Source organism: Terrabacter sp. Ter38, from assembly GCF_024519435.1.
Classification (GTDB): Bacteria; Actinomycetota; Actinomycetes; order Actinomycetales; family Dermatophilaceae; genus Terrabacter.
On sequence record NZ_JALJRZ010000002.1, the window covers coordinates 515,125 to 537,318 of the forward strand.

Here is a 22,194-nt window from a genome sequence, read left to right on the forward strand (position 1 = left end):
CGTGCGGCGATCCGTCGGGGTCGCGTCGACGGACCGACACCCCTGGACCCGCACCCCCGAGAGGCAGCCATGCACGACGACATCGCCCTGACCGTGGGTCGCGTGACCCGCGTCCTCACGGAGCGCATCCTCCCGGCCGTCCACGCCGAGTCCGTGCCGCTCACGGCCCAGTGGCACGAGCTGCCGGGCGAGCCGGTGTCGCCGGCCGAGGGCCTCGCCCTCGACTACACGCCGTATGCCGTCGGGACCCCCTGGGGCGCCGCCTGGGGCACGACGTGGTTCCGGCTCACCGGCGAGGTGCCGGAGCACTGGGCCGGACGACGCGTCGAGGTCGTCGCCGACCTCGGCTTCGACCGCGACATGACGGGCTTCCAGTGCGAGGGACTCGTCTACCGCGCCGACGGCACGCCGGTGAAGTCGCTCAACCCGGGCAACCAGTGGGTCCTCGTCGCCGACCAGGCCGAGGCCGGCCAGCCCGTCGAGCTCTACGTCGAGGCCGCCTCGAACCCGATCCTCGTCGCGGGCAACCCCTTCGTGCCGACTCGGGAGGGCGACCTCGTCACGAGCTCGTCGACGCGCCTCTACACGACCGGCCGCCTCGACCTCGCGGTCTTCGAGCGTGACGTCTTCGAGCTCGCACTCGACGTCCAGGTGCTCCTCGAGCTGCAGGCCGAGCTGCCGCCCGGACCGCGACGGATGCAGGTGCTCCAGGCGCTCGACGACGCCATGGACCGCCTCGACCTCCAGCACGTCGCCGCGACGGCGGCCGACGCGCGCTCAGCCCTCGTCGACGTGCTGGGCCGCCCCGCCGAGGCGAGCGCCCACGAGATCTCCGCCGTCGGCCACGCCCACATCGACAGCGCCTGGCTCTGGCCCGTGCGCGAGACGATCCGCAAGGTCGCCCGCACCACCGCGTCGATGACGACGCTCATCGACGAGACCGACGACTTCGTCTACGGCATGTCGAGCGCGCAGCAGTACGCGTGGATCAAGGAGCACCGGCCCGAGGTCTGGGAGCGGGTCAAGGCAGCCGTCGACGCGGGTCGCTTCGTCCCGCTCGGCGGCATGTGGGTCGAGAGCGACACCGTCATGCCGTCGGGCGAGTCGCTCGTGCGCCAGTTCCTCCACGGGCAGCGCTTCTTCGAGACCGAGCTCGGGGTCCGCTGCCGCGGCGTCTGGCTGCCCGACAGCTTCGGCTACTCGCCCGCCCTGCCCCAGCTGATGCGCCGAGCCGGCTTCGAGTGGTTCTTCACCCAGAAGATCTCGTGGAACCAGGTCAACACGTTCCCGCACCACACCTTCCTCTGGGAGGGCATCGACGGCTCCCGCGTCCTCAGCCACTTCCCGCCGATGGACACCTACAACGCGCAGCTGTCCGGCGCCGAGGTCGCCCTCGCCTCGCGCCAGTTCCGCGAGAGCCGCGTCGCCACCGGCTCGATCGCGCCCGTCGGGTGGGGCGACGGCGGCGGCGGCACGACCCGCGAGATGACGGGCCGGGCGAGCCGCCTGGCCGATCTCGAGGGCAGCCCGAGGGTGCGCTGGGAGCATCCGGACGCCTTCTTCGACCGCACCCGTGAGCAGCTGCCGCAGGCACCGGTCTGGGTCGGGGAGCTCTACCTCGAGCTGCACCGGGCGACGCTGACGTCGCAGCACCGCACGAAGCAGGGCAACCGCCGCACCGAGCACCTGCTCGTCGAGGCGGAGCTGTGGGCGGCCACGGCCGCCGTGCGGACGGGGACGGCATACCCCCACGACGAGCTCGACGCCCTGTGGCAGCAGGTGCTGCTCCAGCAGTTCCACGACATCCTCCCCGGCACGTCGATCGCGTGGGTGCACCGCGAGGCGGTCGAGCAGTATGCCCGGGTCACCGAGGCGGCCGAGGCGATCGTCGCGCGCTCACTCGCGGCGCTCGTCGGTGAGGGTGACGTCGTGCTCGAGGCGAACGCCGCGCCCTTCGAGCGCGCCGGGGTGCCGGCCGGCGGCGTCACGCCGCTCGAGGCCCACGGGCCGGCAGCGTATGCCGTGTCGCTGAGCGGACGCGAGGGAGGTTGGGTGCTCGACAACGGCGTCGTCGCGGTGACCGTCTCGGCCGCGGGGCTCGTCACCTCGGCCGTCGATCTCGTGACGGGACGCGACGCCATCGCGCCGGGCCACGAGGGCAACCTCCTCCAGCTGCACCAGGACGTCCCGAACCGGTGGGACGCGTGGGACGTCGACCGCTACTACCGCAACCGGGTCACCGACCTGCGTGAGGTGAGCACGCTGTCGGCGTCGGTCGACGGGGAGGGTGTGGCGCGGGTCGTCGTCGAGCGGCGGATCTCGCCCGAATCCACCGTGCGACAGGAGCTCTCGCTCGCACCGGGAGCGCGGCTGCTCGAGATCGACCAGTGGACCGACTGGCACGAGACCGAGACGTTCCTCAAGATCGCCTTCCCGCTCGACGTGCGCGCCGAGCACGTCGCCGCCGAGACGCAGTTCGGCTTCCACCGCCGGGTCACGCACTCGAACACGAGCTGGGAGGTGGCGAAGTTCGAGACGTCGATGCACCGCTTCGTGCTCGCCGAGGAACGCGGCTTCGGGGTCGCGCTCGTCAACGACTCGGTCTACGGCCACGACGTGACCCGCGACGTCGTCGGCGACGCGGTCGTCACGACACTGCGGCTCTCGCTGCTGCGGGCCCCGCGCTTCCCCGACCCCGAGACCGACCAAGGCGTGCAGACGCACCGCTACGGGCTCGTCATCGGCGCCGACGCCGAGGTCGCCACGCGCGAGGGCGCGCTCATGGGGACGCGCGCTCGCCGGCTGACGGGCGCTCGCGGTGTCGCGCCGCTCGTCACCGTGACGGGTGAGGGCATCGTCGTGTCGAGCGTCAAGGAGGCCGCCGACCGCTCGGGCGACCTCGTCGTCCGGGTCTACGAGTCACTCGGAGGACGGGCCCGCGGCACGCTGCGGCTCCACCTCCCGGTCGGCCGGGTGACGACGGCGACGCTCCTCGAGGAGCCGCTCGACGACGGGGCTGTCAGGGTCGTGGACGGCGCGGTGTCGGTCGAGCTCGGCGCCTTCGAGGTGCGGACCCTGCGGGTCGTCCGGGCCTGAGGAGCGCGCCCGGGTGCTCGCCGAGCTCAGGTGACGGCGGAGAGCACGCGGTCGATGCGCGGCAGCGTCACCGGGTCGTCGGGGATCTCGAGGAACCAGGCTGCGAGGCGCTCCCGCTCTGACGCGCTGCTCGCACCGACCCAGCGCGAGCAGGCGAGCTGGCCGATGTGGGCCTGCTCGGCGACGAGCATCGTGAAGTGCCCGCGGCGGGTGACCCGCCCCGGTCCACCGGCCTCGGCGTATGCCGTGTGCAGCCGCCGCGCGCGGGCCGGGTCGTCGTCGCCGAACTCGAAGAGCACCATGGCGAGCTCCTGGCTCGGGTCGGCCGGGCCGAGGTTCTCGAAGTCGATGACGCAGACCTCACCGCCGGTCGTGGCGAGCACGTTGTCGGCCCAGAGGTCGCGGTGGCAGACGATGGGCGACTCGTGCGGCTCGACGACCGACTCGACGGCGACGAGCTCGTCGACGAGCGCGCCGAGCTGCCCCGCGAACGGCGCGCCCTCCTCGAGAACCCGCTGGTGCAGGTCGCGCCACCGCTGCTCGCCGAAGCCCGTCGCGAACCAGTTGTCGACGGCCTCGTCCGACGGCGCGCCCGCCCGGTGCAGCCCCGCGAGCGTGCGCCCGACCGCGACCGGATCGAGCCGGCGCGTCCGCGGCTGAAGGTCGACCCACTCGAAGACCCGGACGGCCGTCTCGCCGTCCGGGGTGGCGACGGTCGTGGCCACGTCGCCGCTCGTCGTGCGCTGGATCCACGGCGTGACGACGCCCTGCTCCCGGGCCGCCGCGACGAGGTCGGCATCCCTCGAGGCCTCCCCGAGGTCGGGCGTCGCGAACCACTCCTTGACGGCGTGGCTGCCGTGACCGGTGTCGAGCCGCCACACCTGGCCGAGCTGGCCGCGCGCGACCGGGCCGGTCAGGGTCGCCGTGCCGTCGAGACCGTAGGCATCCGCGACGACCCGGGCTGCCGAGGGGGTGAGCATCGGATCCCCCTCGCGCTCAGGCGTTCCCGGTCACGGGAGGAGTCGCCACACGGCGAGACCGACCGTGACGACGGCGAGGGCGAGGGAGGCCCACCCGAGGGGCGAGCGGCCGGCGCGCCCGCGACCGAGGAGGAGCAGCAGGGCTGCGAGGACCGACAGGGCCGCCGCGACGACGGTCTCCTCGGCGCCGAGGTCGATGGTGCGGATGAGGATCGTGCCCGTGACGCCGTGCCGGGTGAGGAAGCCGACGATGCGGATGAGGACGAAGAGCCACCAGCCGACGGTGATCCAGAAGAGCGCGACGCCGATCTGCCCGAGCAGCGGGTCGACCGTCTCGTCGGTGGCCCGGCTGGGACTGGGCGCGGCCGGCCAGACCGGCTGTCCGGCATACGGATTCGGCGGCACGGGTGGAGCTGCGGGCTGCGGGGAGGGCCACGACGGGTCGGCGGTCGGCAGCTCACGCGTCGGCTCGAAGACGGGGATGGCCTGCGTCGGAGCCGTAGCCGCAGGTGTCGTGGGACCGGCCGCTCCGGCACCAGGACCGCGCGGCACGTTGGGGACGGGGACGGTGAACTGCTCGTCCGGGGCCGTCGACCCGGTGGACCCGCCTGACACGGGGGTGTCGCTCATGGCGACAACGTACCTCGCGACCCGGCGCCCCGGCGGGATCGTCAGCGCCCGGATGGCAGGGTGGACGACCCGAGCGTCGGTGGGGGACGTGCGTCCACGTGTCTCGGCGCCCGCCCGTCAGCGTGGACCGGTCAGGCGTCGACCGGCGGGGGCCCCGCGAGCGGGCGCACCTCGATCGGGACGCTGGTCGGTGCACCTCCGGGACCGGGTGACGACGACGCCTTCGCCGCGATGGCGTACGCCCGCTCCTCGCTGTCGCACTCGACGACCCAGAAGCCGATGAGGAACGGCCGTCCCGGTGGGAACGGCCCGTCGCTGACGGCGGGAGCCCCGCCGGTGTTGGTCACGACGCGGGCCTGGTCGGGCCACGCGAGCCCGGCGTTGAAGACCATCTCGCCGTTCTCCTCGAGCTCCCGGTCGAACGCCCGCTGGAACTCGACCATGTTCGCGATGTCCGCCTGGTCCCACTCGAGCACCTCGCGGCCGTCGTCCTGCCCCACGTGCATCATCAGCATGAACCTCATTGCGGCCTCCCTCGACGCTGGCGGTGCTCCGATGTCGACACTAGCCATGGGAGCCCCTCGCGCAGGGACAGGGACGTGGTCGACGTCGGGGGCGACCGACCGGGCAGCGCAGCCCTGACGCGAGCTCGACGATGATGGGACGAAACGCCCGCACGGAAGGTGATCGATGAACGGCCCGACCTTGTTCCTGACCGTGGGACTGCCCGGCACCGGCAAGACCACCACCGCCCGGCGCCTCGAGGTCGAGCAGCGGGCCCTCCGTCTGACGAAGGACGAGTGGGTCAAGGCGCTCTACGGGCAGGACAACCCGCCGTCGGCGCAGGACGTCATCGAGGGCCGGCTCATCGAGATCGGCCTGCGCGCCCTCGAGCTCGGCACCAACGTCGTCATCGACTACGGCCTGTGGGGCCGGGACGAGCGCTCCGCCCTGCGTCAGGCCGCCGCCGACCGGGGTGCCGAGGTCGAGATGCACTACGTCGAGCTGACCAGGGACGAGCAGCGGCGTCGTCTGGAGCAGCGTCTGGCCGAGGCGTCGCACACGACGTGGCACATGTCCGACGAGGAGCTCGACGCGTGGGCCACGAGCATCGAGGTCCCGACTTTGGGTGAGCTCGACGGCAGCGAACCCGTCGACGACCCGCCGGCGGCCTTCGCGACCTGGGACGACTGGCGCCGTCATCGCTGGCCCCCGTCCGTCTGACGCCCGCCCGACGGGGGCGTATGCCGTCCGCGACGTGGGGCGAGCACGCCGACGCCGCGGACGGCCGGCGCTCAGGCTGCGCCGTAGCGTCGGCGCGCCACCGTCAGCCCGACGAGCGAGACCACGGCGACCACGATGTAGTAGACGCTGGGGGCGTTGAGCGATCCGGTGAGCCCGATGAGCCAGGTCAGCACCAGCGGGGCGATGCCGCCCATGACCGTGACGCCCACGTTGTAGGCGACGGAGACGCCGGTGGCCCGCACGTCGCTCGGGAAGAGCGTCGTCAGCAGGGCCGGCAGGGGGCCGAAGTAGAAGGCCATGATGACGCCGAGGACCCCGATCGACACGACGAGGACCGGGACGGTCGGCGAGGCGATGACGACCGCGAAGAGCGGCCACGCGAGCACGAGCGCGCCCACGGCGGCCCAGACCATGACCCGGGCCGGTCCGACCCGGTCCGCGAGCCGGCCGACGAGCGGGACGCCGACCATCGTCACGATGCCCGCCACGACGCCACCGAGGTAGGCGGCGCTCGCGGGGACGCCGAGGTTCTTCACCGCATACGTCGGCATGAAGAGGATGAGGTAGACCGAGATGGTGGCGACGCCGACGCAGGCCGAGCCGGTGGCGACCCGTCCGAGGTGCTCGGTGAAGGTCGAGCGGATCGGGGCCTCGTTCGGCGTGCTGTCGGTGAACTCCTTGGGCTCGGAGAGGTGCGCCCGGATGTAGAGGCCGACGGGCCCGATGAGGCACCCGATGACGAACGGGATGCGCCAGCCCCAGGAGTAGAGGTCCTCCTTGGACAGCTGGGTGAACAGCACGTAGCCGAACGCCGACGCGAGGAACATCGAGATGCCCTGGCTCGCCACCTGCCAGGAGGCGTAGTAGGCCTTGCGGTGGGGTGCGGTCTCGACGAGGAACGTCGTCGCCGAGCCGAACTCGCCGCCCGCCGAGAAGCCCTGGACGAGCCGTGAGACGAGGATGATGACCCCGGCCCAGGCGCCGACCATGGCGTGGGTGGGCGCCGCGGCCATGAGGACGGTGCCCACCATCATGAGCAGGAGGGTCAGGGTCAGCGCCTTCTTGCGTCCGTGCCGGTCGCCGTAGCCGCCGATGAGCATCCCACCGAGCGGCCGGACGAGGTAGGAGATGGCGAACGTCGCGAACGTGAGGATCAGGCCCAGGGTCGCGTCGCCCTCGGGGAAGAAGTTCTCGGCGATGACGATGGCGAACGAGGCGTAGACGATGATGTCGAACCACTCGAGCGCGGCGCCGATGGAGCTGCTCAGCACCGCCTTGCGGGCTTCGGCCAAGCGTTCGGGAGTCACGTCTGTCGGTGTGGCGGTCAGGGTCATGGTGCTCCTTCGGGACGGCGTGGGAGGTCGGGCGCGCAGGTCAGGCGCTGAGGTGGGTCAGGAGGTTGGCGAGGAACGCGTCGCAGCGCTCGATCTGGTCGATCGCGACGAACTCGTCCGGCGCGTGGGCCTGCGCGATGTCGCCGGGGCCGCAGACGACGGTCGGGATGCCTGCCCTCTGGAAGAGTCCGGCCTCGGTGCCGTAGGCCACCTTCTCGGTGGAGGCCTCGCCGCCGAGCCGGGTCACGAGGTCGATGACCTCCTCGTCGTCCGGGGTGTCGAGGCCGGGGGCCTGGGCGCCGATCGACACCTCGACGCGGGCGTCGGGGTTCTCGCGACGCATCTCGGCCTCGATCCGACGCGCCTCGGCCCGGAACGTCTCGACGGTCGCGTCGACGTCCACCGCGCCGACGGCGCGGAACTCGAAGGTGAGCGCGCACTCGGCCGGGACGGTGTTGACGGCGATCCCGCCCTCGATCTGGTTGACCGTCGCCGTCGTGAAGGGCACGTCGTAGTGCTCGTCGAACGGGCCGTCGGTGCGGAAGCCGTCGGCGACGCCACGGACGAAGCGAACGAGCTGGGCGGCATACTCGATCGCGTTGACGCCGAAAGGCGTCCGCGAGGAGTGGGCCGCGACGCCGTGGAAGGTCACCTGCAGCATCGTCAGCGACTTGTGGCCGCGGATCACTCGCATGCTCGTCGGCTCTCCGACGATGCAGGCGCGGGGGCTCAGCCCGCGCTCGACGATCGCGCCGACGAGCGAGACGGCGCCGACGCAGCCGACCTCCTCGTCGTAGGACAGGGCCAGGTGCACCGGCTCACGAAGCGGCGTGGTGCTCAGGGCCGGCACGGTGGCCAGGACGGACCCGATGAAGGCCTTCATGTCGCAGGAGCCGCGGCCGTAGAGCCGGCCGTCGCGGATCTCGGGGACGAACGGCTCGCTGGCCCAGTCCTGCCCGTCCACCGGCACGACGTCCGTGTGCCCCGACAGGACGACGCCACCGGTGGTCGTGCCGTCCGCCGCCGGGAAGGTCGCGAGCAGGTTGGCCTTGGTGCCGTCGTCGTTCGTCATGAGGACGGGCTCGACGCCGTGCTCCCGCAGGTGTGCGGCGACGAGGTCGATGAGCGGCAGGTTGCTGTCGCGGCTCGTCGTGTCGATCTCCATGAGCCGCGTGGTCCAGTCGAGACCGGCCGGCTGGGTCGGTCGCGTCATCTCGCGGGTCGCGCCTTCGGGCGGCATGCGTCGCTCCTGTGTCGGTCGTGCGTGCTGAGGACGGTGGCGTCGGGCCGCCTTGAGCGGGCCGCACCAGTGACCGAGAATGGCAGCCATGCCACGAAGAGCCCGGAATGCGCAGGATCTCGCGACGAGTGCTGAGATTCCGCAGGATTCCGCCGCACGCGCCGACGAGCTGGACCTGGCGGTCGTCAACTGCCTCCAGCTGCAGCCTCGTGCGTCGTGGACGCTTGTCGGCGAGGCGCTCGACGTCGACCCGGTGACGGTGGCCCGACGCTGGCAGCGCCTCTCCGCGGCGGGCATCGCCTGGGTGTCCGGCCGGGCGGCGGGTCAGGGCCGCCCCGAGTCGTGCCTCGCCGTCGTCGAGCTGAGCTGTAGCGCTGCCCAGACGCTCGCCATCGCCCGGCGCGTCACCGAGCTGCCCCACGTGCTCAGCGTCGAGCACACGAGCGGTCCCCGGTCGCTGACGATCCTCGTCGAGGTGCGCGACCTCGCGTTCCTCTCCCGCTTCCTCCTCGAGTCGGTCGGCACGATCCCGGGCGTCGTCGCGACGAGCAGCCACGCAGTGACGAAGGTCTACTCGATGGGCGACCACTGGCAGCTGCACGTGCTCGACGCCTCGCAGCGCGCGGTCATGATGCGGGCGCCGCAGCCGCGTCTCGACGGCCTGACGTCCGAGCAGACCGACCTCGCCCGCGGCTACGACGCCGTCGAGCGGCAGCTGATCCTGCTGCTCGGCGAGGACGGCCGGATGCCGGTGGCCGCCATGGCAGCGCGGGCGGGGCTGAGCGAGAGCACGGTCCGGCGCCGGCTCGCCGACCTCGTCGGCAACGGACGCGTCGTCCTCCGGTGCGACATGGCTCTGCCGGACTCGGGGTGGCCGGTCATCAGCTGGCTCTGGGCCTACGCCGACGCCGGCGACATCGACGCCGTGGCCACGACCCTGCGCCGGCTGCCGGGCATCCGCGTGTGCTGGCGGATCTCCGGTGGCCGCCCCAACCTCATGATCGCCCTGACGACCCACTCGCTGACCGAGCTGTCGCACGTCGAGGCGCGGCTCGCCGCCGAGGTGCCGCAGATGACGATCCACGACCGGTCGATGGTCCTGCGGTCGATCAAGCGGATGGGTCGAGAGCTCGACCTCGACGGCCGCAGCGTCCGCTCGGTCCCGCTCGACATCTGGGCCGACGCGGCCGGCCCACCGCACTGAAGCGCGCCGACCGATGGCGTATGCCGTCCGCGACCTCGGGTGGACGAGTCGCCCAGGTGGCCGTCGCGAACCGCCGCGGCTTGCCCGGACCGAAGGGAGCCGCATCAGGCACCGGCTCGACGACGACGTGCTGGCTCGAGACGTGGCCGAGCCCCATGTGTGCCTGCTCCCCTGACGTGGTCACCCAGGCGAATGTGACAGCCGGGTCGCGGCCCACCCGTCAGCCGACCGGGTCGGCGAGGTCCCAGCCCTCGGCGACGACCTCGTCGACGGCGGCGGTGGCCGCGGCCAGTCGCTCGTCGCGCGTGCCCTGCACCTCGACCCACGGCACGCGGCGGGCGGCGAGCTCCTCGCGGAACCGACCCTGCATCCACGCGCGCCCGTGCTCGCCGTCGCGCATGCCGTCCGGGACGAAGGGGATCTCGTCGCCGGTCAGGAGGTAGAGGGCCGGAGTCGGGCGGGCATCGGCGAGGGCCCGCACGCTGGGCGACGGGGCGCCGACGTGGCGCTCGTGCAGGAGCGTCGTCGCGAAGGCATCGCTGTCGCAGACGAGCAGTGGTCGCGGTGCGGCGGCGGCCGCCGCGTCCTCGAGGGCGGCCTGCTCGCGGGCCACGAGCTCGAACTCGGCGGCGTGCCACGGCCCGGTCAGCCCGCCGGCTCGCCGCTCGCTCCACTCACGCCAGAACTCGGGGACGACCGTCGTGCCGTAGTGAGGGCCCAGGGCGTCGGCCAGCGTCGTCGCGCCCGTCGACTCGGCGCCCACGACGACGATTCGCTTGGCGAACCACGCCCGGACCGGCGACGGCAGCGCCCACCAGGAGCCCGCGACGTCCGCGCGCACGGCCGTGCCCGAGATCGGGGTCGAGGCCCGCCCCGGGTCGACCTGCACCCACGTCGCGCCGAGCCGGCGGGCCATCTCCTCTCCGTACGCGTCGCTGGTGAAGACCGCGTCCACGGGAGCGTCGAGGTGCGACTCGATGACGTCCATGTGCAGGTCCCAGACCTCCGGCGAGTCGAAGTCGACGTCGTGATCGTCCGGGGCCGCGACGACGCGCGCCGTCGGGTGCTCGGCCTGCACCCAGCCCACGCGGACATCGACGGGGATCGACTCGACGGTGTGCGCCATGACCTCGACGGTGACGCGGTCGCACGAGCTCGTCGCCGCCCGCACGAGCGCCTGGTGGCCGGCGTGGAAGGGGTAGAACTTCCCGATGACGAGCCCGTGCCCGTGACGCCCGGTCATCGTCCGCGCACGACGAGGGCCACGCATACGGCACCCTTGGGGAAGCCCGCCGCCTCGATCCGGTCCATGGCAGGAGAACGTACCGGGACGACCGGCCCGGAGTCGCCGACGGAGCCGGCTGCCCACGTCGACCGACGTCCCGACGTCCCGACATCGCGACGTTCCGACATCGCGGCAACCGACGGCTCACGATCATCAATCCGGGTGCGGCCGGCCGCCGGGTGGGGTGCACTGGCGTCATGGGTGGAGTCCACGAACCTGAGCTGCCGACGCTGTACGAGTGGGCGGGCGGCCTCGGGCCGCTGCGCCGGATGATCGACTGCTTCTACGACCGGGTGGAGCTCGACGAGACCCTGTCGGGTTTCTTCCCGGGCGGGGTGTCGGAGCATCATCGAGCGCACGTCGCGGACTGGTGGGCCGAGGTGCTCGGCGGTCCTGCGACCTACACGCAGCGGCACGGGGGGTATGAGTCGATGCTCCGCCACCACCTCGGACTGGCCATCACGCCAGCGCAACGCCACCGGTTCGCAGCCACGATGAGTCTGGCGGCCGACGACGCCGAGCTGCCCGCCGACCCGGAGTTCCGGGCCGCGATCATCGGCTACCTCGAGTGGGGCACCCGGCTCGCCATGGAGAACTCCCAGCCCGGCGCCGAACCGGTCGAACGTGCTCCCACTCCACGGTGGGGCTGGGGCGTCGCGCCGCCGTACCAGGGGTGACCGATCCGGGAGTCGTCGGAGCGATTCCCGCCGGAGCGCGGAGGTCGGGCGGTCACGAGCTCCAGCTGGGGAAGCCGGGAGCGAGCTCGTGACCGCCCGACGTCCGGGCGATCGGTGGCTCAGGCGAAGGCGATGAACGCGACGGGGTCGGAGGTCGGCTGGTCCGAACCACCGTCGGGCTCGACCGTGATGCCGGCGCCCTTCGAGTGGCTGGCGTCGCCGCTCAGCACGACCACCTGGTCGCCGCCGCCGGGCATGAGGCCCGCCGAGGTCATGTGACCCGTCGCGTCCTGGAGCCACAGCTGGAAGACCTTGCCCGAGGGTGGCTGCGACATGCCGGACGTGACGATGACGGCCTTGTGGAGCGCGTTGGAGCGGACGACCGTGGCCGTCGCCCCGCCGGCGAGCCGCTGCCCGTAGCGCGTGGCGTCGGGGGCCGCGAGCACCTGGTCGGCGATGGCTCGGGACGGGTCCTTGTCGATCTGCTTCCAGACCGTGAACCCGCCGATGGCGAGCACGGCCACCGTGGCAGCAGCGACGACGACCCGCCAGCCGCGGGCGAGCCCACGGGCGGAGCGGGACCGGCGGCGCTCGGCGAGGTCGTCGGCGTGCTCGAGCTGCGTGCCGGGGGCTGCGGTGGCGGTCGGAGCCTGCGCGGGCTCCGGGGGCGTGGACGACGTGACGTCCTCGTCCGCGGAGTCGTGCTGCGGTGCCGTGAGGGGCGGCAGGGGGCGGACGGTCGCGATCTCGGCGAGCACCTTGGCCCGGAGCGACGCCGGCGGAGCGGCTTCGGTCAGCACCGACAGCTCCGACGCCGCGGCGACGAGGCTCTCGACCTCGGCCTGGCAGGCGGTGCAGCCGGCGAGGTGGCGCTCGAAGCGCGCTCGCTCGACGTCGTCGAGGGCGTCCACGGCGTAGGCACCCGAGAGTGCGTGGATGTCGTCGCTCACAGTGTCACCCCCAACGTGTCTCGTAGTCTGATCAGTCCATCACGGATGCGTGTCTTGGCGGTCCCAAGTGGCAGGTCGAGCATGGTGGCCACCTCCGTATGGGTGTATCCCGAGAGGTAGGCCAGCTCGAGGGCCTGCCGCTGGACCGGTGTGAGGGTCTCCAGTGCCCGATGAACCCGCTCCGCGTCGAGCCGTTCGACGACGGCCTCCGCGGTGGAGTCGTGGGTGACGTCCTGGTTGCTGGCGCCGTATCCCTCGTCGCGGTGGCGGGCTGCCTCCGCCGACCGGACCCGGTCGACGGCCTTGCGGTGAGCGATGGTGAGCATCCACGAGAGAGCGGCACCCTTGCTCGGGTCGAACCGTGCGCTGTGCCGCCAGATCTCGAGGAACACCTCCTGGGTGACCTCCTCGGACTGGGCCGGGTCGCGCACGACCCGGCGGACGAGACCGAAGAGCCGGGAGGAGACGGCGTCGTAGAGCTCTGCGAACGCCGTCTCGTCCCCCGTCGCCGCTCGGTGGAGCAGCTGCTCGAGGGTGACTGGGCGGGCGGGTCCCCCCGGCGACGCATCGCCGGAGGGAACCACCGAGAACCGTGACATGGGATCCATTGTGTCGCCCGTCGTCGTGGTCTGCGTCAGCCTGGTCCGGTGTCGATCAGGGCATCAGGACGCCGTCGATGATGTACACCGTGGCGTTGGCGGTCGGGACGTTGCCACAGATGACCTTGGCGTCGGCCTTGCCGACGGTGAAGTTCTCGCCAGAGCCCTTGACCGTGATCGTCGTGCCGGCGAGCGTCTTGTGGTCGCCCGCGAGCTGGTCCGGCGAGATCTTGCCGGCCACGACGTGGTTCGTGAGGATCTTGGTGAGGGTCGGCTTGTCGGCGAGGACCTTCTTGAGGTCGGCGGCCGGGATCTTGGCGAACGCGTCGTTGACGGGCGCGAAGACGGTGATCTCGGGAGCCGAGTTCAGGGTGTCGACGAGGCCGGCCTGCTTGACGGCGGTGACGAGCGTCGAGAGCAGCGGGTTGTTGCTCGCGGCGGTCGCGACCGGGTCGGTGGCCATGCCGTTGAACGAGCCGGAGCCGTCCTTCGGCACCGCGGCGCAGCCCTCACCGAAGACGGCCGCCGCGGCGTCCATCGAAGGGGACGAGGACATCGTGTCGGACGGGGTGCTCGACATCGAGTCCGAGGACGTCGCCGCAGGGGTGCTGCCGGCGGCCGGGGACGCGGTGTTGTCGCTGGAGCTGCCGCAGGCCGCGAGGCTCAGGGGCAGGGCGATGGCGAGGGCGACGAGGCCGGTACGGGTCTTCATGGTGCTCTTCATGTCAGTCACTCCTTGTGGCTGTGTGGTGCACGGTCATGTGGGATTCGGTGCCGCTGTGGCTCCGGATTGCTTGTCGGAGAGGTTTTTTCGCGGGTGCTTGGCCGTAGGCGTTCACGCGACGGTCACCACCACCTCCTGGATGCCGCTCGACCCGCTGGGGAACGGCGTGGCACGTTCGGTGATCTGCGCCCGACCCGAGCGGTCGGTGGCACGCACGGCGATGCGGTGCAGTCCGGGCTTGGCGTCCCACTCGAGGTACCACTGGCGCCAGTAGTCGATGCCGACATCGGGACCGAGCTTCGTCTTCTGCCACTGCCCGTCGTCGACCTTGACCTCGACGGTGCCGACGCCGCGGTGCTGGGCCCAGGCGACGCCGCCGATGGCGGTGGCGCCGGCCTTGATGGTCGACAGGGGTGCGGGAGTGTCGATGCGCGCGCTCGTCTTGATCGGTGCGTCCGTCGCCCACTGCCGTTTCGTCCAGTAGGACTGGTCGGCGGCATACGTCGTCAGCGTGAGCTTCGTGAGCCACTTCGTCGCGCCGACGAAGCCGTAGAGGCCGGGCGTGATGAGGCGCGCGGGGAAGCCGTGGGTGTCGCTGAGCTGGGCGCCGTTCATGCCGATGGCGATCATCGCGTCGCGTCCGTCGCGGACGACGGCGAGCGGGGTGCTGATGGTGAAGCCGTCGACGGCGGTGCTCAGCACCTGGTCGGGGCTGCCGGTGATGCCGGCCCGGTCGAGGACGTCGGTCAGCCTGACGCCGAGCCAGCGGGCGGAACCGATGTAGCCGCCGCCGACCTCGTTGGAGACGCAGGTCATGGTGATGTCGCGCTCGATGAGCGGCATGGCGGCGAGCTCGGCGAAGGTCATCGTGAAGGGCTTCTCGACCATGCCGTCGACCTCGAGCGTCCACGTGTCGACGTCGACCTGAGGCACGACGAGGTTGGTGTCGACGCGGTAGAACGTGTCGGTCGGGGTGCGCAGCGGGGAGATGCCGGAGACGGTCGTCTCGAGCCCCTTCGGCAGCGCCGTGGCCTGGTCGGCGGCGGCGGGCAGGACGACCTTCTTGACCGACTGGGCACCGGCGCGCAGCTGGCCACCGACCGCGGCGAGCACGGCGAGGGCCGTGACGCCGAGTGCGCCACCGAGGAAGCGACGGCGTCCGGCGGTCGAGCCTGCGGTGGACGTGCGCCCGGGGTCGGTGGCGTTCGTCATGACCGAGCCGCGTGGGCCGCTGGTCTCCTGGACGACGTCGCCCGAGGCGGTCCGGGCCAGGCGGGTGAGCCAGACGAGGGTGGCGACCCCGGCGGCCATCGCCGCGACGGCGGGCAGGGCGTCGAGCGGACGGGCCGCAGGCCGAAGCAGCGCGGCCGCACCGGCGAGGCCGGTGAGCAGCACGATGAAGCCGATGGCGACGGGCATCCGACGACGGGCGAGCAGGCCGGCCACGGCGGCCAGGACGAGCGTCACGACGAGAACCGACCCCTGGAGGATCACCTTGTCGTTGGTGCCGAAGGTCGCGATCGCCCATTCCTTGACGGGCGTGGGGGTCAGGTCGATCACGGTCGACCCGATGGCGAGCACCGGCGACGATGCGGGGGCGAGGAACCCCGCGACGAGGTGGCCGGCAGCGATCCCGGCGACCGCGGCGAGGATCCCGCTGAGGGCAAATCGTAGGCGCGTCATGCCTCGTCGTTCGGTGCGAGAGGGCGATCCGGATTGTCGGTCGCGCTCGCCGGCGGGCGTGCGGTGGTGGGAAGAGCAGGGGCGCCCCCGTTGTTGACCGCACGTGAAGAAGATCGGATTCCTCTCGTTCGGGCACTGGAACCCGTCGCCGCACTCGGGCACGCAGTCGGCCTCGGACGCCCTGCTCCAGTCCATCGACCTCGCCGTCGCTGCCGAGGAGCTCGGCGCGGACGGCGCCTACTTCCGGATCCACCACTTCGCGCGCCAGCTCGCGTCGCCGTTCCCGCTGCTCGCCGCGGTCGGGGCGCGCACGAGCCGGATCGAGATCGGGACCGGCGTCATCGACATGCGCTACGAGAACCCGCTCTACATGGCGGAGGACGCCGGCGCGGCCGACCTCATCTCCGGCGGACGCCTCCAGCTCGGCATCAGCCGTGGGTCACCCGAGCAGGTCGTCGACGGCTTCCGATACTTCGGCTACGAGCCCACCGACGGCGACCACGCCGCGATGGCCCGACAGCACACCGAGGTCTTCCTCGACGTCCTCTCCGGCCGGGGCTTCGCCGAGCCGAACCCGCGCCCGATGTTCCCCAACCCGCCCGGGCTGCTCCGCATCGAGCCGCACGCGCCCGGGCTCCGCGACCGCATCTGGTGGGGTGCCGGCAGTCGGGCCACTGCGGAGTGGACGGCTGAGCAGGGGATGAACCTCATGAGCTCGACGCTGCTCACCGAGGACACCGGCGTGCCCTTCCACCAGCTCCAGGCCGAGCAGATCCAGCGCTTCCGCGATGCCTGGACGGCCGCCGGGCACGAGCGCGAGCCGCGTGTCTCCGTGAGCCGCAGCGTCTTCCCCATCGTCGACGACCGGGACCGCGCGTACTTCGGCCGCGAGTCGGCGAGCCAGGACCAGGTCGGCCACATCGACGGCGGGACGGCCCGCTTCGGCAAGACGTATGCCGGTGAGCCCGACCAGCTGGTCCGTGACCTCGCGGAGGACGAGGCCATTGCCGCCGCCGACACCCTGCTCATCACCGTGCCCAACCAGCTGGGCGTCGACTACAACGCGCACGTCATCGAGAGCCTCCTGACGCACGTCGCTCCGGAGCTCGGCTGGCGCTGACCGCCACGGTCCCCCACGACACACGAAGTCCGTCCCGCGTGGGGTGACCTCCCACGGGGAGCGCGTCCGGGCGGCACCTCGTGTGTCGCGCGGGCCGGCGCGTGCCCCTCACTCGCGGGCGAGCAGCCTACGGAGGGTCGAGCCGTATGCCGCCCCGGCGACCTTCGCGACGACGGGGTCGAGGAGCGCGGGCACGCCTCGCACCCCGATGCGCTGCGTCCATAGGACCGTCGACCCGGAGGCCGTGGGGGTCACGAGCAGGTCGATGCGTCCGCGGACGACCTTGCCCTCCTTGCGGATCCGCGCGCTCCCAGCCGAGTGCGTCGTCGGCCGGACGATCGACTGCACGACCATGACGTCGTCGAAACCCATCGGCCCGAGGCCCGTTCGCGCGATGAAGCGCGACCCCTCGACGAGCTCGCTCGCGCCCATCGCCTCCCCGGTCACGGTCGTGAGCGGGATGACGGCGGTGTGCGCGCGCAGGTCGAGGATCCGCCGCCACGCCTCGGGGGCGGGCAGGGGTGAGTCGAGGTGCACCTCGAAGTCGGCCATGGGACCAGTCTGTCCGGTCCGGCGCCCCGTGACACCTGTCACGCGCACGACGTGACGCCTGCTGCTGACGCGGAGCATCCCCGAGCGGGAGAGTTGGATCATGACCACCACACCTCGTCCGGTCGACGGCGCCTCGGGGGCGCCGGCGATCGAGCTGCGTTCGCTCGTCAAGAGCTTCCCTCCCCGACGCGGGTCCAAGGATGCGGAGGTCCGTGCCGTCGACGGCATCGACCTGCGCATCGAGCCCGGCGAGGTCGTCGCCTTCCTCGGCCCCAACGGTGCCGGCAAGACGACGACCCTCGACATGGTGCTCGGCCTCACCGAGCCGACGAGCGGCACGGCGGAGGTCTTCGGCCGACGTCCGCGCGAGGCCGTCGTCGGTGGGCACGTGTCCGCCGTCCTCCAGACGGGCGGGCTCCTGCGCGACCTCACCGTCCGCGAGACGGTCCGGATGATCGCGTCGACGTATGCCGTCCACTCGCCGGTCGACGAGGTCATCGACCGTGCCGGGCTGAGGCGGCTCGCCGACCGCCGCGTCTCCAAGTGCTCGGGCGGCGAGCAGCAGCGGCTGCGTTTCGCCCTGGCCCTCCTGCCCGACCCGCGCCTGCTCGTCCTCGACGAGCCGACGGCGGGCATGGACGTCACGGCCCGGCGCGACTTCTGGGACACCATGCACGCCGACGCCAGTGCAGGCCGCACCGTCGTCTTCGCGACGCACTACCTCGAGGAGGCCGACGCCTTCGCCGACCGCATCGTCCTCATCGCCGGCGGCCGCATCGTCGCAGACGGCACGACGGCCGAGATCCGCTCGCAGGCGAGCGGGCGCACGGTCTCCGCGACGCTGCCGCCGGGCTCGCTCGCCGAGTGCGTCGCGAGGCTGCGGACGGTCGACGGCGTGCACGAGGTCGAGGAGCGCGGCAGCCGGGTCGTCGTCACGGCCGGTGACTCCGACGCCGTCGCGCGGCTGCTCCTGCTCGAGCTCGGCGGCACCGACCTCGAGATCGTCACCGCCGGCCTCGAGCAGGCCTTCATGACCCTGACCGGGGACGGCCGCGACACCCGCGCCACGGGTGTCGCCCGCGACGCCCGCGACGCCCGCGACGCCACGACCCACGACGAGGAGCTCGTCCGATGAACGCCACCTTCACGCTGCTCGAGATGCGCCGGATCACGCGCGACTGGGCGGGCATGTTCTTCACCGCGGTGCTGCCCGCCTTCTTCTACCTCATCTTCGGCGCGACGGTCGACGCCAAGGACGCGACGATCGGCAACGGCAACGTCGCGATGTACGTCATGATCAGCATGGCCGCCTACGGCGCCGTCACCGCGACGACGAGCATCGGGGGCAACGCGGCCGTCGAGCGCCAGCAGGGCTGGGGCCGCCAGCTGGGACTCACCCCGCTCGCCGACTCGTCCTACATCGCCATGAAGGCGCTCATCGCCATGACCGTGGCCGCCGTGCCGATCCTGCTGACCTTCACCCTCGGTGCCGCGACCGGCGCCCGCGGGTCGGCCCGGGCCTGGGTGCTCAGTGCGGTGCTCTGCCTCGTCGGGTCCGCGGTCTTCGCGGTCTACGGCCTGCTCGTCGGCACGGCCTTCCGCTCCGAAGCCGCGGTCGGTGCTGCGAGCGGCACCATGGTGATCTTCGCCTTCCTCGGCAACGTCTTCATCCCGCTGTCGGGGGCCCTGCTGGCGTTCGCGAAGTTCACCCCGCTCTACGGGTATGCCGCCCTGGCGCGCTATCCGCTCACCGAGGGCTACCTGCCCGACGGGTCGCAGGACCCGCTGTGGCTGCCGATCGTCAACGTGCTCGCCTGGCTCGCGATCTTCGGGACCGCCGCGGTGCTCCTCGTGCGCCGCGGCCGGGAGCGACAGTGACCGAGCGGGCGTCGGTCTCGCACGTCCCGGGTGCCCCGGCCGCCGACCCGGCGCGGGGGCGCAACCCGTGGGAGCGCTTCGGCTGGGTCGTCCAGTCGGTGTGGCTGGTCTTCCTCGTCTTCCCCGTCATCGCGATCGTCTCGAGCGGTCTGCCGCTCTGGCAGGTCGTGCTCGGGCTGGCGCTCGTGCTGACGTTCGCCGTCGTCTACGGCCTCGGCGCGCAGCACCTCCAGCGTCTGCACCGCAGGTGCGCGCCGACGCAGCGTCGGGGTGTCGGCTACCTGGTCGTGCTCGTCGGCTGCGCGGTCGGGCTGGTTCCGCTCATCGGCGCCGGCAGCCTCAGCTTCCTGCCCTTCATCGTGTCGTTCGGGATGTTCGCGCTGCCGCTCGCGTGGTCGATCGCCCTGGGCATCGCGTGCGTGGCGGTCGCGACGGCGGTCGCGGTCTTCGTCGACCCGGACGAGGGAACGTGGGTCGTGGCCATCATCGTCTTCGCCGTCGGTGCGATGACCGGGGCGGTCCGGCTCATGACCGACCGGGGTGAGGACTACGAGCGGATCTCGCGCGACCTCGCCATCGTCGAGGAGCGCGAGCGGGTGGCCCGCGACGTCCACGACGTGCTCGGTCACTCGCTCACGGTCGTCACGGTCAAGGCCGAGCTGGCCGAGCGTCTCGTCGACCTCGACCCCGAGCGGGCCAAGGGCGAGCTCGCCGAGATCCAGGCCCTGAGCCGTCAGGCGCTCGCCGAGATCCGGGCGACCGTCGGCGGCCTGCGGGTGGCCCGGCTCGGGGACGAGCTGGCCTCGGCACGCACGGCGCTCGCCGGCGCCGGCATCGAGGGCCACGTGCCCGACGACCCGAGTGCGGTCGACCCGCGCCACCGCACGGTCCTCGCCTGGGTGCTGCGCGAGGCGACGACCAACGTCGTGCGCCACAGCGACGCCGACGCCTGCTGGGTCGAGCTCGAGTCGAACCGCCTGACCGTCCGCGACGACGGACGCGGCCTCGGCGAGCGGCCGGAGGGGAACGGCATACGCGGGCTGCGTGAGAGGGTCGAGGCCGCGGGAGGTCAGCTCTCGATCGAGACCGGCCCGGAGGGCCACGGGACCCTGCTGGAGGTGGTGCTGTGAGCGCGACGATCAAGGTCCTGCTCGCCGACGACCAGGCCCTCGTGCGTGGGGCGCTCGCGGCGCTGCTCGCGCTCGAGCCCGACCTCGAGGTCGTGGCGGAGGTGGGGCGCGGCGACGAGGTCGTCGACGCCGCACGTGCCTCGGCCGCCGACGTGTGCCTCCTCGACATCGAGATGCCCGGCGTCGACGGCATCGCCGCCGCGGCCGCGGTGCGCGACGCCCTGCCTGGCGTGCGCACGCTCGTCGTCACGACCTTCGGCCGACCCGGCTACCTGCGTCGGGCGCTCGAGGCCGGCGCGTCGGGCTTCGTCGTCAAGGACACCCCGGCCCGTCAGCTCGCCGAGGCGGTGCGCCGCGTGCACGCCGGGCTCCGCGTCGTCGACCCGTCCCTCGCCACCGAGTCGCTCGTCGACGGCGCCAACCCGCTGACCGAGCGCGAGCGCGAGGTGCTCGGGGTCGCTCTGCGCGGCGGCACGGTCGCCGCCATCGCCGGGGTCGTCCACCTCTCGCCGGGCACGGTGCGCAACCACCTCAGCTCGGCCATCGGCAAGACGGGCACGTCGACGCGCGCCGAGGCCGCCCGCGTCGCCCAGGAGCGCGGCTGGCTCTAGCTGGCCTTTCGATGATCGAAATGTCGAGTCGGGCCTCCCCCGTTCGACGTCGTGGTGGAGGCTGGGACGGACCCGGCACGAGACGCAAGGAGAGACCGATGCGCTACCTCATGATCCACAAGATCGACGAGTCCCGCCCCGAGGCCTGGAACCCGAGCCAGGAGTTCCAGGACGCGATGGGCGCGCTCATGTCGGAGTACGCCGAGTCGGGCGTCCTGCTCGCTGCCGAGGGCGTGACGCAGAGCAAGGACGGCGCGATCCTCCGCAAGACCGAGGGCGCCGGCGTCACGGTGACCGACGGGCCGTTCAGCGAGGCGCGCGAGGTCATCGGCGGCTTCGCCCTCGTCAACGTCGAGAGCAAGGAGCAGGCGCTCGAGCTGGCCGGGAGGTTCGCCTCGCTCTTCGACGAGGTCTCGGTCGAGGTGCGCCGCGTCTACGAGTTCGAGGACCTGCCGCAGCCGTCCTGAGCCGACCGACGTCGTGGAGGTTCGCACCCCCCGGTCGGGGTGCGAACCTCCACGCTGTCGTATGCCGTCCGGTGGCTCGAGGGGTCAGGCGGTGGCCGGCGCCGTGGTGCTGCTGGTGCCGGCGGCGCGGCGCGCCATGAGGGCCGTGACGAGCTCGACGATGCCGATGACGATGAGCGCGATGCCGGCGATGCGGGTCAGCACGACGAGCGACGAGCCCGGGAAGACCGCGACGACGAGCCCCCCGAGGATCGAGACGACGCCGCAGACGATGAGGAAGACGCGCGTGCCGGTCGTCCGGTCGGCGCCGAAGCCCTGGACGAGCGCGGCGATGCCCTCGGCGATCCAGCCGATCGCGATGAAGATGGCGATGACGAAGAGGGACGCGTTCGGCCGGAACAGGCAGATGATGCCGGCGACGATCGAGAGTGCGCCGAGACCGATGGAGACGGGCTTGATCCAGCCCGGGTCGCTCGGCAGGTCGCGCGTCACCGAGAGGCGCACGGCTCCGGCGACGATGAGCTGCAGGCCGAACATGATGGCCACGATGAGCAGGGTCGCCTTCGGCCAGACGAGCACGAGGATGCCGAGGACGACGGACAGGATGCCCATGGCGATGAGGGCGCCCGACCACCCGGTCGAGGTGGCGGCGGCGGTGGACGACCATGCCGCGGCGGCCTCACGGCGCGTTCTCGGCGAGTCGGGCGCGGGGTCGGTCGGGTCGGGTGACGCTGCGTTCGGGACGGTGCTCGACATGGCTTCCTCCTGAGGGTGTGAGGTGCTGCCCGA

Annotated in this window: 22 protein-coding genes; 10 read left to right on the plus strand and 12 right to left on the minus strand. The window is 72.3% G+C overall.

Going from position 1 to position 22,194, the window contains the following annotated elements:
- Nucleotides 1–69: 69 nt before the first annotated feature.
- Nucleotides 70–3,096: a glycoside hydrolase family 38 C-terminal domain-containing protein gene (locus NR112_RS07170; protein ID WP_256793295.1), complete on the plus strand. Its 3,027-nt coding sequence runs from the start codon at nt 70–72 to the stop codon at nt 3,094–3,096.
- A gap of 26 nt (nt 3,097–3,122) precedes the next feature.
- Here the strand turns inward: NR112_RS07170 and NR112_RS07175 are convergent, their stop codons facing one another.
- From NR112_RS07175 to NR112_RS07185, 3 genes are all read right to left on the minus strand, one after another.
- A complete protein-coding gene (locus tag NR112_RS07175; protein ID WP_256793296.1) occupies nt 3,123–4,076 on the minus strand; it encodes a phosphotransferase enzyme family protein in 954 nt (317 codons plus the stop codon).
- 30 nt (nt 4,077–4,106) lie between these two features.
- Nucleotides 4,107–4,706 (minus strand): hypothetical protein, encoded by a 600-nt coding sequence (locus NR112_RS07180; RefSeq protein WP_256793297.1) that lies wholly within the window; start codon nt 4,704–4,706, stop codon nt 4,107–4,109.
- A 131-nt stretch (nt 4,707–4,837) separates the two neighbouring features.
- Entirely contained in the window at nt 4,838–5,230 is a 393-nt protein-coding gene (locus NR112_RS07185; protein ID WP_256793298.1) for a YciI family protein, read from the minus strand.
- A gap of 166 nt (nt 5,231–5,396) precedes the next feature.
- Here NR112_RS07185 and NR112_RS07190 point away from each other — a divergent pair, with 166 nt between their 5' ends.
- Nucleotides 5,397–5,930, plus strand: coding sequence for an ATP-binding protein (locus tag NR112_RS07190; RefSeq protein ID WP_256793299.1), 534 nt, complete (start codon nt 5,397–5,399; stop codon nt 5,928–5,930).
- A gap of 71 nt (nt 5,931–6,001) precedes the next feature.
- Here NR112_RS07190 and NR112_RS07195 read toward each other — a convergent pair whose 3' ends face one another.
- Both NR112_RS07195 and argE read right to left on the minus strand, forming a co-directional pair.
- The gene (locus NR112_RS07195) at nt 6,002–7,285 is read right to left on the minus strand and encodes an MFS transporter (protein ID WP_256793300.1); all 1,284 of its coding nucleotides are present in this window, start codon (nt 7,283–7,285) and stop codon (nt 6,002–6,004) included.
- Between the two features lie 40 nt (nt 7,286–7,325).
- Nucleotides 7,326–8,525: an acetylornithine deacetylase gene (argE, locus tag NR112_RS07200; protein ID WP_256793301.1), complete on the minus strand. Its 1,200-nt coding sequence runs from the start codon at nt 8,523–8,525 to the stop codon at nt 7,326–7,328.
- A gap of 88 nt (nt 8,526–8,613) precedes the next feature.
- Here argE and NR112_RS07205 point away from each other — a divergent pair, with 88 nt between their 5' ends.
- Entirely contained in the window at nt 8,614–9,729 is a 1,116-nt protein-coding gene (locus NR112_RS07205) for an Lrp/AsnC family transcriptional regulator (protein ID WP_256793302.1), read from the plus strand.
- 220 nt (nt 9,730–9,949) lie between these two features.
- Here NR112_RS07205 and NR112_RS07210 read toward each other — a convergent pair whose 3' ends face one another.
- Entirely contained in the window at nt 9,950–10,999 is a 1,050-nt protein-coding gene (locus NR112_RS07210) for an AAA family ATPase (RefSeq protein WP_256793303.1), read from the minus strand.
- Nucleotides 11,000–11,211: 212 nt separating this feature from the next.
- Here NR112_RS07210 and NR112_RS07215 point away from each other — a divergent pair, with 212 nt between their 5' ends.
- On the plus strand, nt 11,212–11,691 hold the full coding sequence (locus tag NR112_RS07215) for a group II truncated hemoglobin (protein WP_256793304.1): 480 nt from the start codon (nt 11,212–11,214) through the stop codon (nt 11,689–11,691).
- 119 nt (nt 11,692–11,810) lie between these two features.
- On the opposite strand, the gene NR112_RS07220 is transcribed toward NR112_RS07215, so the two are convergent.
- From NR112_RS07220 to NR112_RS07235, 4 genes are all read right to left on the minus strand, one after another.
- Entirely contained in the window at nt 11,811–12,641 is an 831-nt protein-coding gene (locus NR112_RS07220; protein WP_256793305.1) for an anti-sigma factor domain-containing protein, read from the minus strand.
- Nucleotides 12,638–13,249, minus strand: a complete 612-nt coding sequence (sigK, locus tag NR112_RS07225) for an ECF RNA polymerase sigma factor SigK (RefSeq protein ID WP_256793306.1) — start codon at nt 13,247–13,249, stop codon at nt 12,638–12,640. Before sigK ends, NR112_RS07220 begins: the two co-directional genes overlap by 4 nt.
- A 46-nt stretch (nt 13,250–13,295) precedes the next feature.
- Nucleotides 13,296–13,964 (minus strand): fasciclin domain-containing protein, encoded by a 669-nt coding sequence (locus tag NR112_RS07230; protein WP_256793307.1) that lies wholly within the window; start codon nt 13,962–13,964, stop codon nt 13,296–13,298.
- Between the two features lie 111 nt (nt 13,965–14,075).
- Nucleotides 14,076–15,647, minus strand: a complete 1,572-nt coding sequence (locus NR112_RS07235; protein ID WP_256793308.1) for a molybdopterin-dependent oxidoreductase — start codon at nt 15,645–15,647, stop codon at nt 14,076–14,078.
- A gap of 103 nt (nt 15,648–15,750) precedes the next feature.
- Here NR112_RS07235 and NR112_RS07240 point away from each other — a divergent pair, with 103 nt between their 5' ends.
- Nucleotides 15,751–16,767 (plus strand): LLM class flavin-dependent oxidoreductase, encoded by a 1,017-nt coding sequence (locus tag NR112_RS07240; protein ID WP_256793309.1) that lies wholly within the window; start codon nt 15,751–15,753, stop codon nt 16,765–16,767.
- 108 nt (nt 16,768–16,875) lie between these two features.
- On the opposite strand, the gene NR112_RS07245 is transcribed toward NR112_RS07240, so the two are convergent.
- The gene (locus NR112_RS07245) at nt 16,876–17,319 is read right to left on the minus strand and encodes a hypothetical protein (protein WP_256793310.1); all 444 of its coding nucleotides are present in this window, start codon (nt 17,317–17,319) and stop codon (nt 16,876–16,878) included.
- A gap of 100 nt (nt 17,320–17,419) precedes the next feature.
- Between NR112_RS07245 and NR112_RS07250 the strand changes: the two genes are divergently transcribed.
- From NR112_RS07250 to NR112_RS07270, 5 genes are all read left to right on the plus strand, one after another.
- Nucleotides 17,420–18,454, plus strand: coding sequence for an ABC transporter ATP-binding protein (locus NR112_RS07250; RefSeq protein WP_256793311.1), 1,035 nt, complete (start codon nt 17,420–17,422; stop codon nt 18,452–18,454).
- On the plus strand, nt 18,451–19,197 hold the full coding sequence (locus NR112_RS07255) for an ABC transporter permease (protein ID WP_256793312.1): 747 nt from the start codon (nt 18,451–18,453) through the stop codon (nt 19,195–19,197). Before NR112_RS07250 ends, NR112_RS07255 begins: the two co-directional genes overlap by 4 nt.
- A complete protein-coding gene (locus NR112_RS07260; RefSeq protein ID WP_256793313.1) occupies nt 19,194–20,327 on the plus strand; it encodes a sensor histidine kinase in 1,134 nt (377 codons plus the stop codon). Before NR112_RS07255 ends, NR112_RS07260 begins: the two co-directional genes overlap by 4 nt.
- Nucleotides 20,324–20,938: a response regulator transcription factor gene (locus NR112_RS07265; RefSeq protein WP_256793314.1), complete on the plus strand. Its 615-nt coding sequence runs from the start codon at nt 20,324–20,326 to the stop codon at nt 20,936–20,938. The genes NR112_RS07260 and NR112_RS07265 overlap by 4 nt, the downstream gene beginning before the upstream one ends.
- A gap of 98 nt (nt 20,939–21,036) precedes the next feature.
- The gene (locus NR112_RS07270) at nt 21,037–21,405 is read left to right on the plus strand and encodes a YciI family protein (RefSeq protein ID WP_256793315.1); all 369 of its coding nucleotides are present in this window, start codon (nt 21,037–21,039) and stop codon (nt 21,403–21,405) included.
- An 84-nt stretch (nt 21,406–21,489) separates the two neighbouring features.
- Here the strand turns inward: NR112_RS07270 and NR112_RS07275 are convergent, their stop codons facing one another.
- On the minus strand, nt 21,490–22,161 hold the full coding sequence (locus tag NR112_RS07275) for an HdeD family acid-resistance protein (protein ID WP_256793316.1): 672 nt from the start codon (nt 22,159–22,161) through the stop codon (nt 21,490–21,492).
- Nucleotides 22,162–22,194 lie beyond the last annotated feature (33 nt).

What these genes read in the sequence shown, in the direction of transcription:
- NR112_RS07245 (WP_256793310.1), bottom strand. Translation starts at nt 17,319, where the DNA reads ATGGCCGACTTCGAGGTGCACCTCGACTCACCCCTGCCCGCCCCCGAG.
- NR112_RS07235 (WP_256793308.1), bottom strand. Translation starts at nt 15,647, where the DNA reads ATGACGCGCCTACGATTTGCCCTCAGCGGGATCCTCGCCGCGGTCGCC.
- NR112_RS07230 (WP_256793307.1), bottom strand. Translation starts at nt 13,964, where the DNA reads ATGAAGAGCACCATGAAGACCCGTACCGGCCTCGTCGCCCTCGCCATC.
- NR112_RS07175 (WP_256793296.1), bottom strand. Translation starts at nt 4,076, where the DNA reads ATGCTCACCCCCTCGGCAGCCCGGGTCGTCGCGGATGCCTACGGTCTC.
- NR112_RS07180 (WP_256793297.1), bottom strand. Translation starts at nt 4,706, where the DNA reads ATGAGCGACACCCCCGTGTCAGGCGGGTCCACCGGGTCGACGGCCCCG.
- NR112_RS07205 (WP_256793302.1), top strand. Translation starts at nt 8,614, where the DNA reads ATGCCACGAAGAGCCCGGAATGCGCAGGATCTCGCGACGAGTGCTGAG.
- argE (WP_256793301.1), bottom strand. Translation starts at nt 8,525, where the DNA reads ATGCCGCCCGAAGGCGCGACCCGCGAGATGACGCGACCGACCCAGCCG.
- NR112_RS07190 (WP_256793299.1), top strand. Translation starts at nt 5,397, where the DNA reads ATGAACGGCCCGACCTTGTTCCTGACCGTGGGACTGCCCGGCACCGGC.
- NR112_RS07195 (WP_256793300.1), bottom strand. Translation starts at nt 7,285, where the DNA reads ATGACCCTGACCGCCACACCGACAGACGTGACTCCCGAACGCTTGGCC.
- NR112_RS07250 (WP_256793311.1), top strand. Translation starts at nt 17,420, where the DNA reads ATGACCACCACACCTCGTCCGGTCGACGGCGCCTCGGGGGCGCCGGCG.
- sigK (WP_256793306.1), bottom strand. Translation starts at nt 13,249, where the DNA reads ATGGATCCCATGTCACGGTTCTCGGTGGTTCCCTCCGGCGATGCGTCG.
- NR112_RS07215 (WP_256793304.1), top strand. Translation starts at nt 11,212, where the DNA reads ATGGGTGGAGTCCACGAACCTGAGCTGCCGACGCTGTACGAGTGGGCG.
- NR112_RS07270 (WP_256793315.1), top strand. Translation starts at nt 21,037, where the DNA reads ATGCGCTACCTCATGATCCACAAGATCGACGAGTCCCGCCCCGAGGCC.
- NR112_RS07210 (WP_256793303.1), bottom strand. Translation starts at nt 10,999, where the DNA reads ATGCGTGGCCCTCGTCGTGCGCGGACGATGACCGGGCGTCACGGGCAC.
- NR112_RS07185 (WP_256793298.1), bottom strand. Translation starts at nt 5,230, where the DNA reads ATGAGGTTCATGCTGATGATGCACGTGGGGCAGGACGACGGCCGCGAG.
- NR112_RS07275 (WP_256793316.1), bottom strand. Translation starts at nt 22,161, where the DNA reads ATGTCGAGCACCGTCCCGAACGCAGCGTCACCCGACCCGACCGACCCC.
- NR112_RS07255 (WP_256793312.1), top strand. Translation starts at nt 18,451, where the DNA reads ATGAACGCCACCTTCACGCTGCTCGAGATGCGCCGGATCACGCGCGAC.
- NR112_RS07170 (WP_256793295.1), top strand. Translation starts at nt 70, where the DNA reads ATGCACGACGACATCGCCCTGACCGTGGGTCGCGTGACCCGCGTCCTC.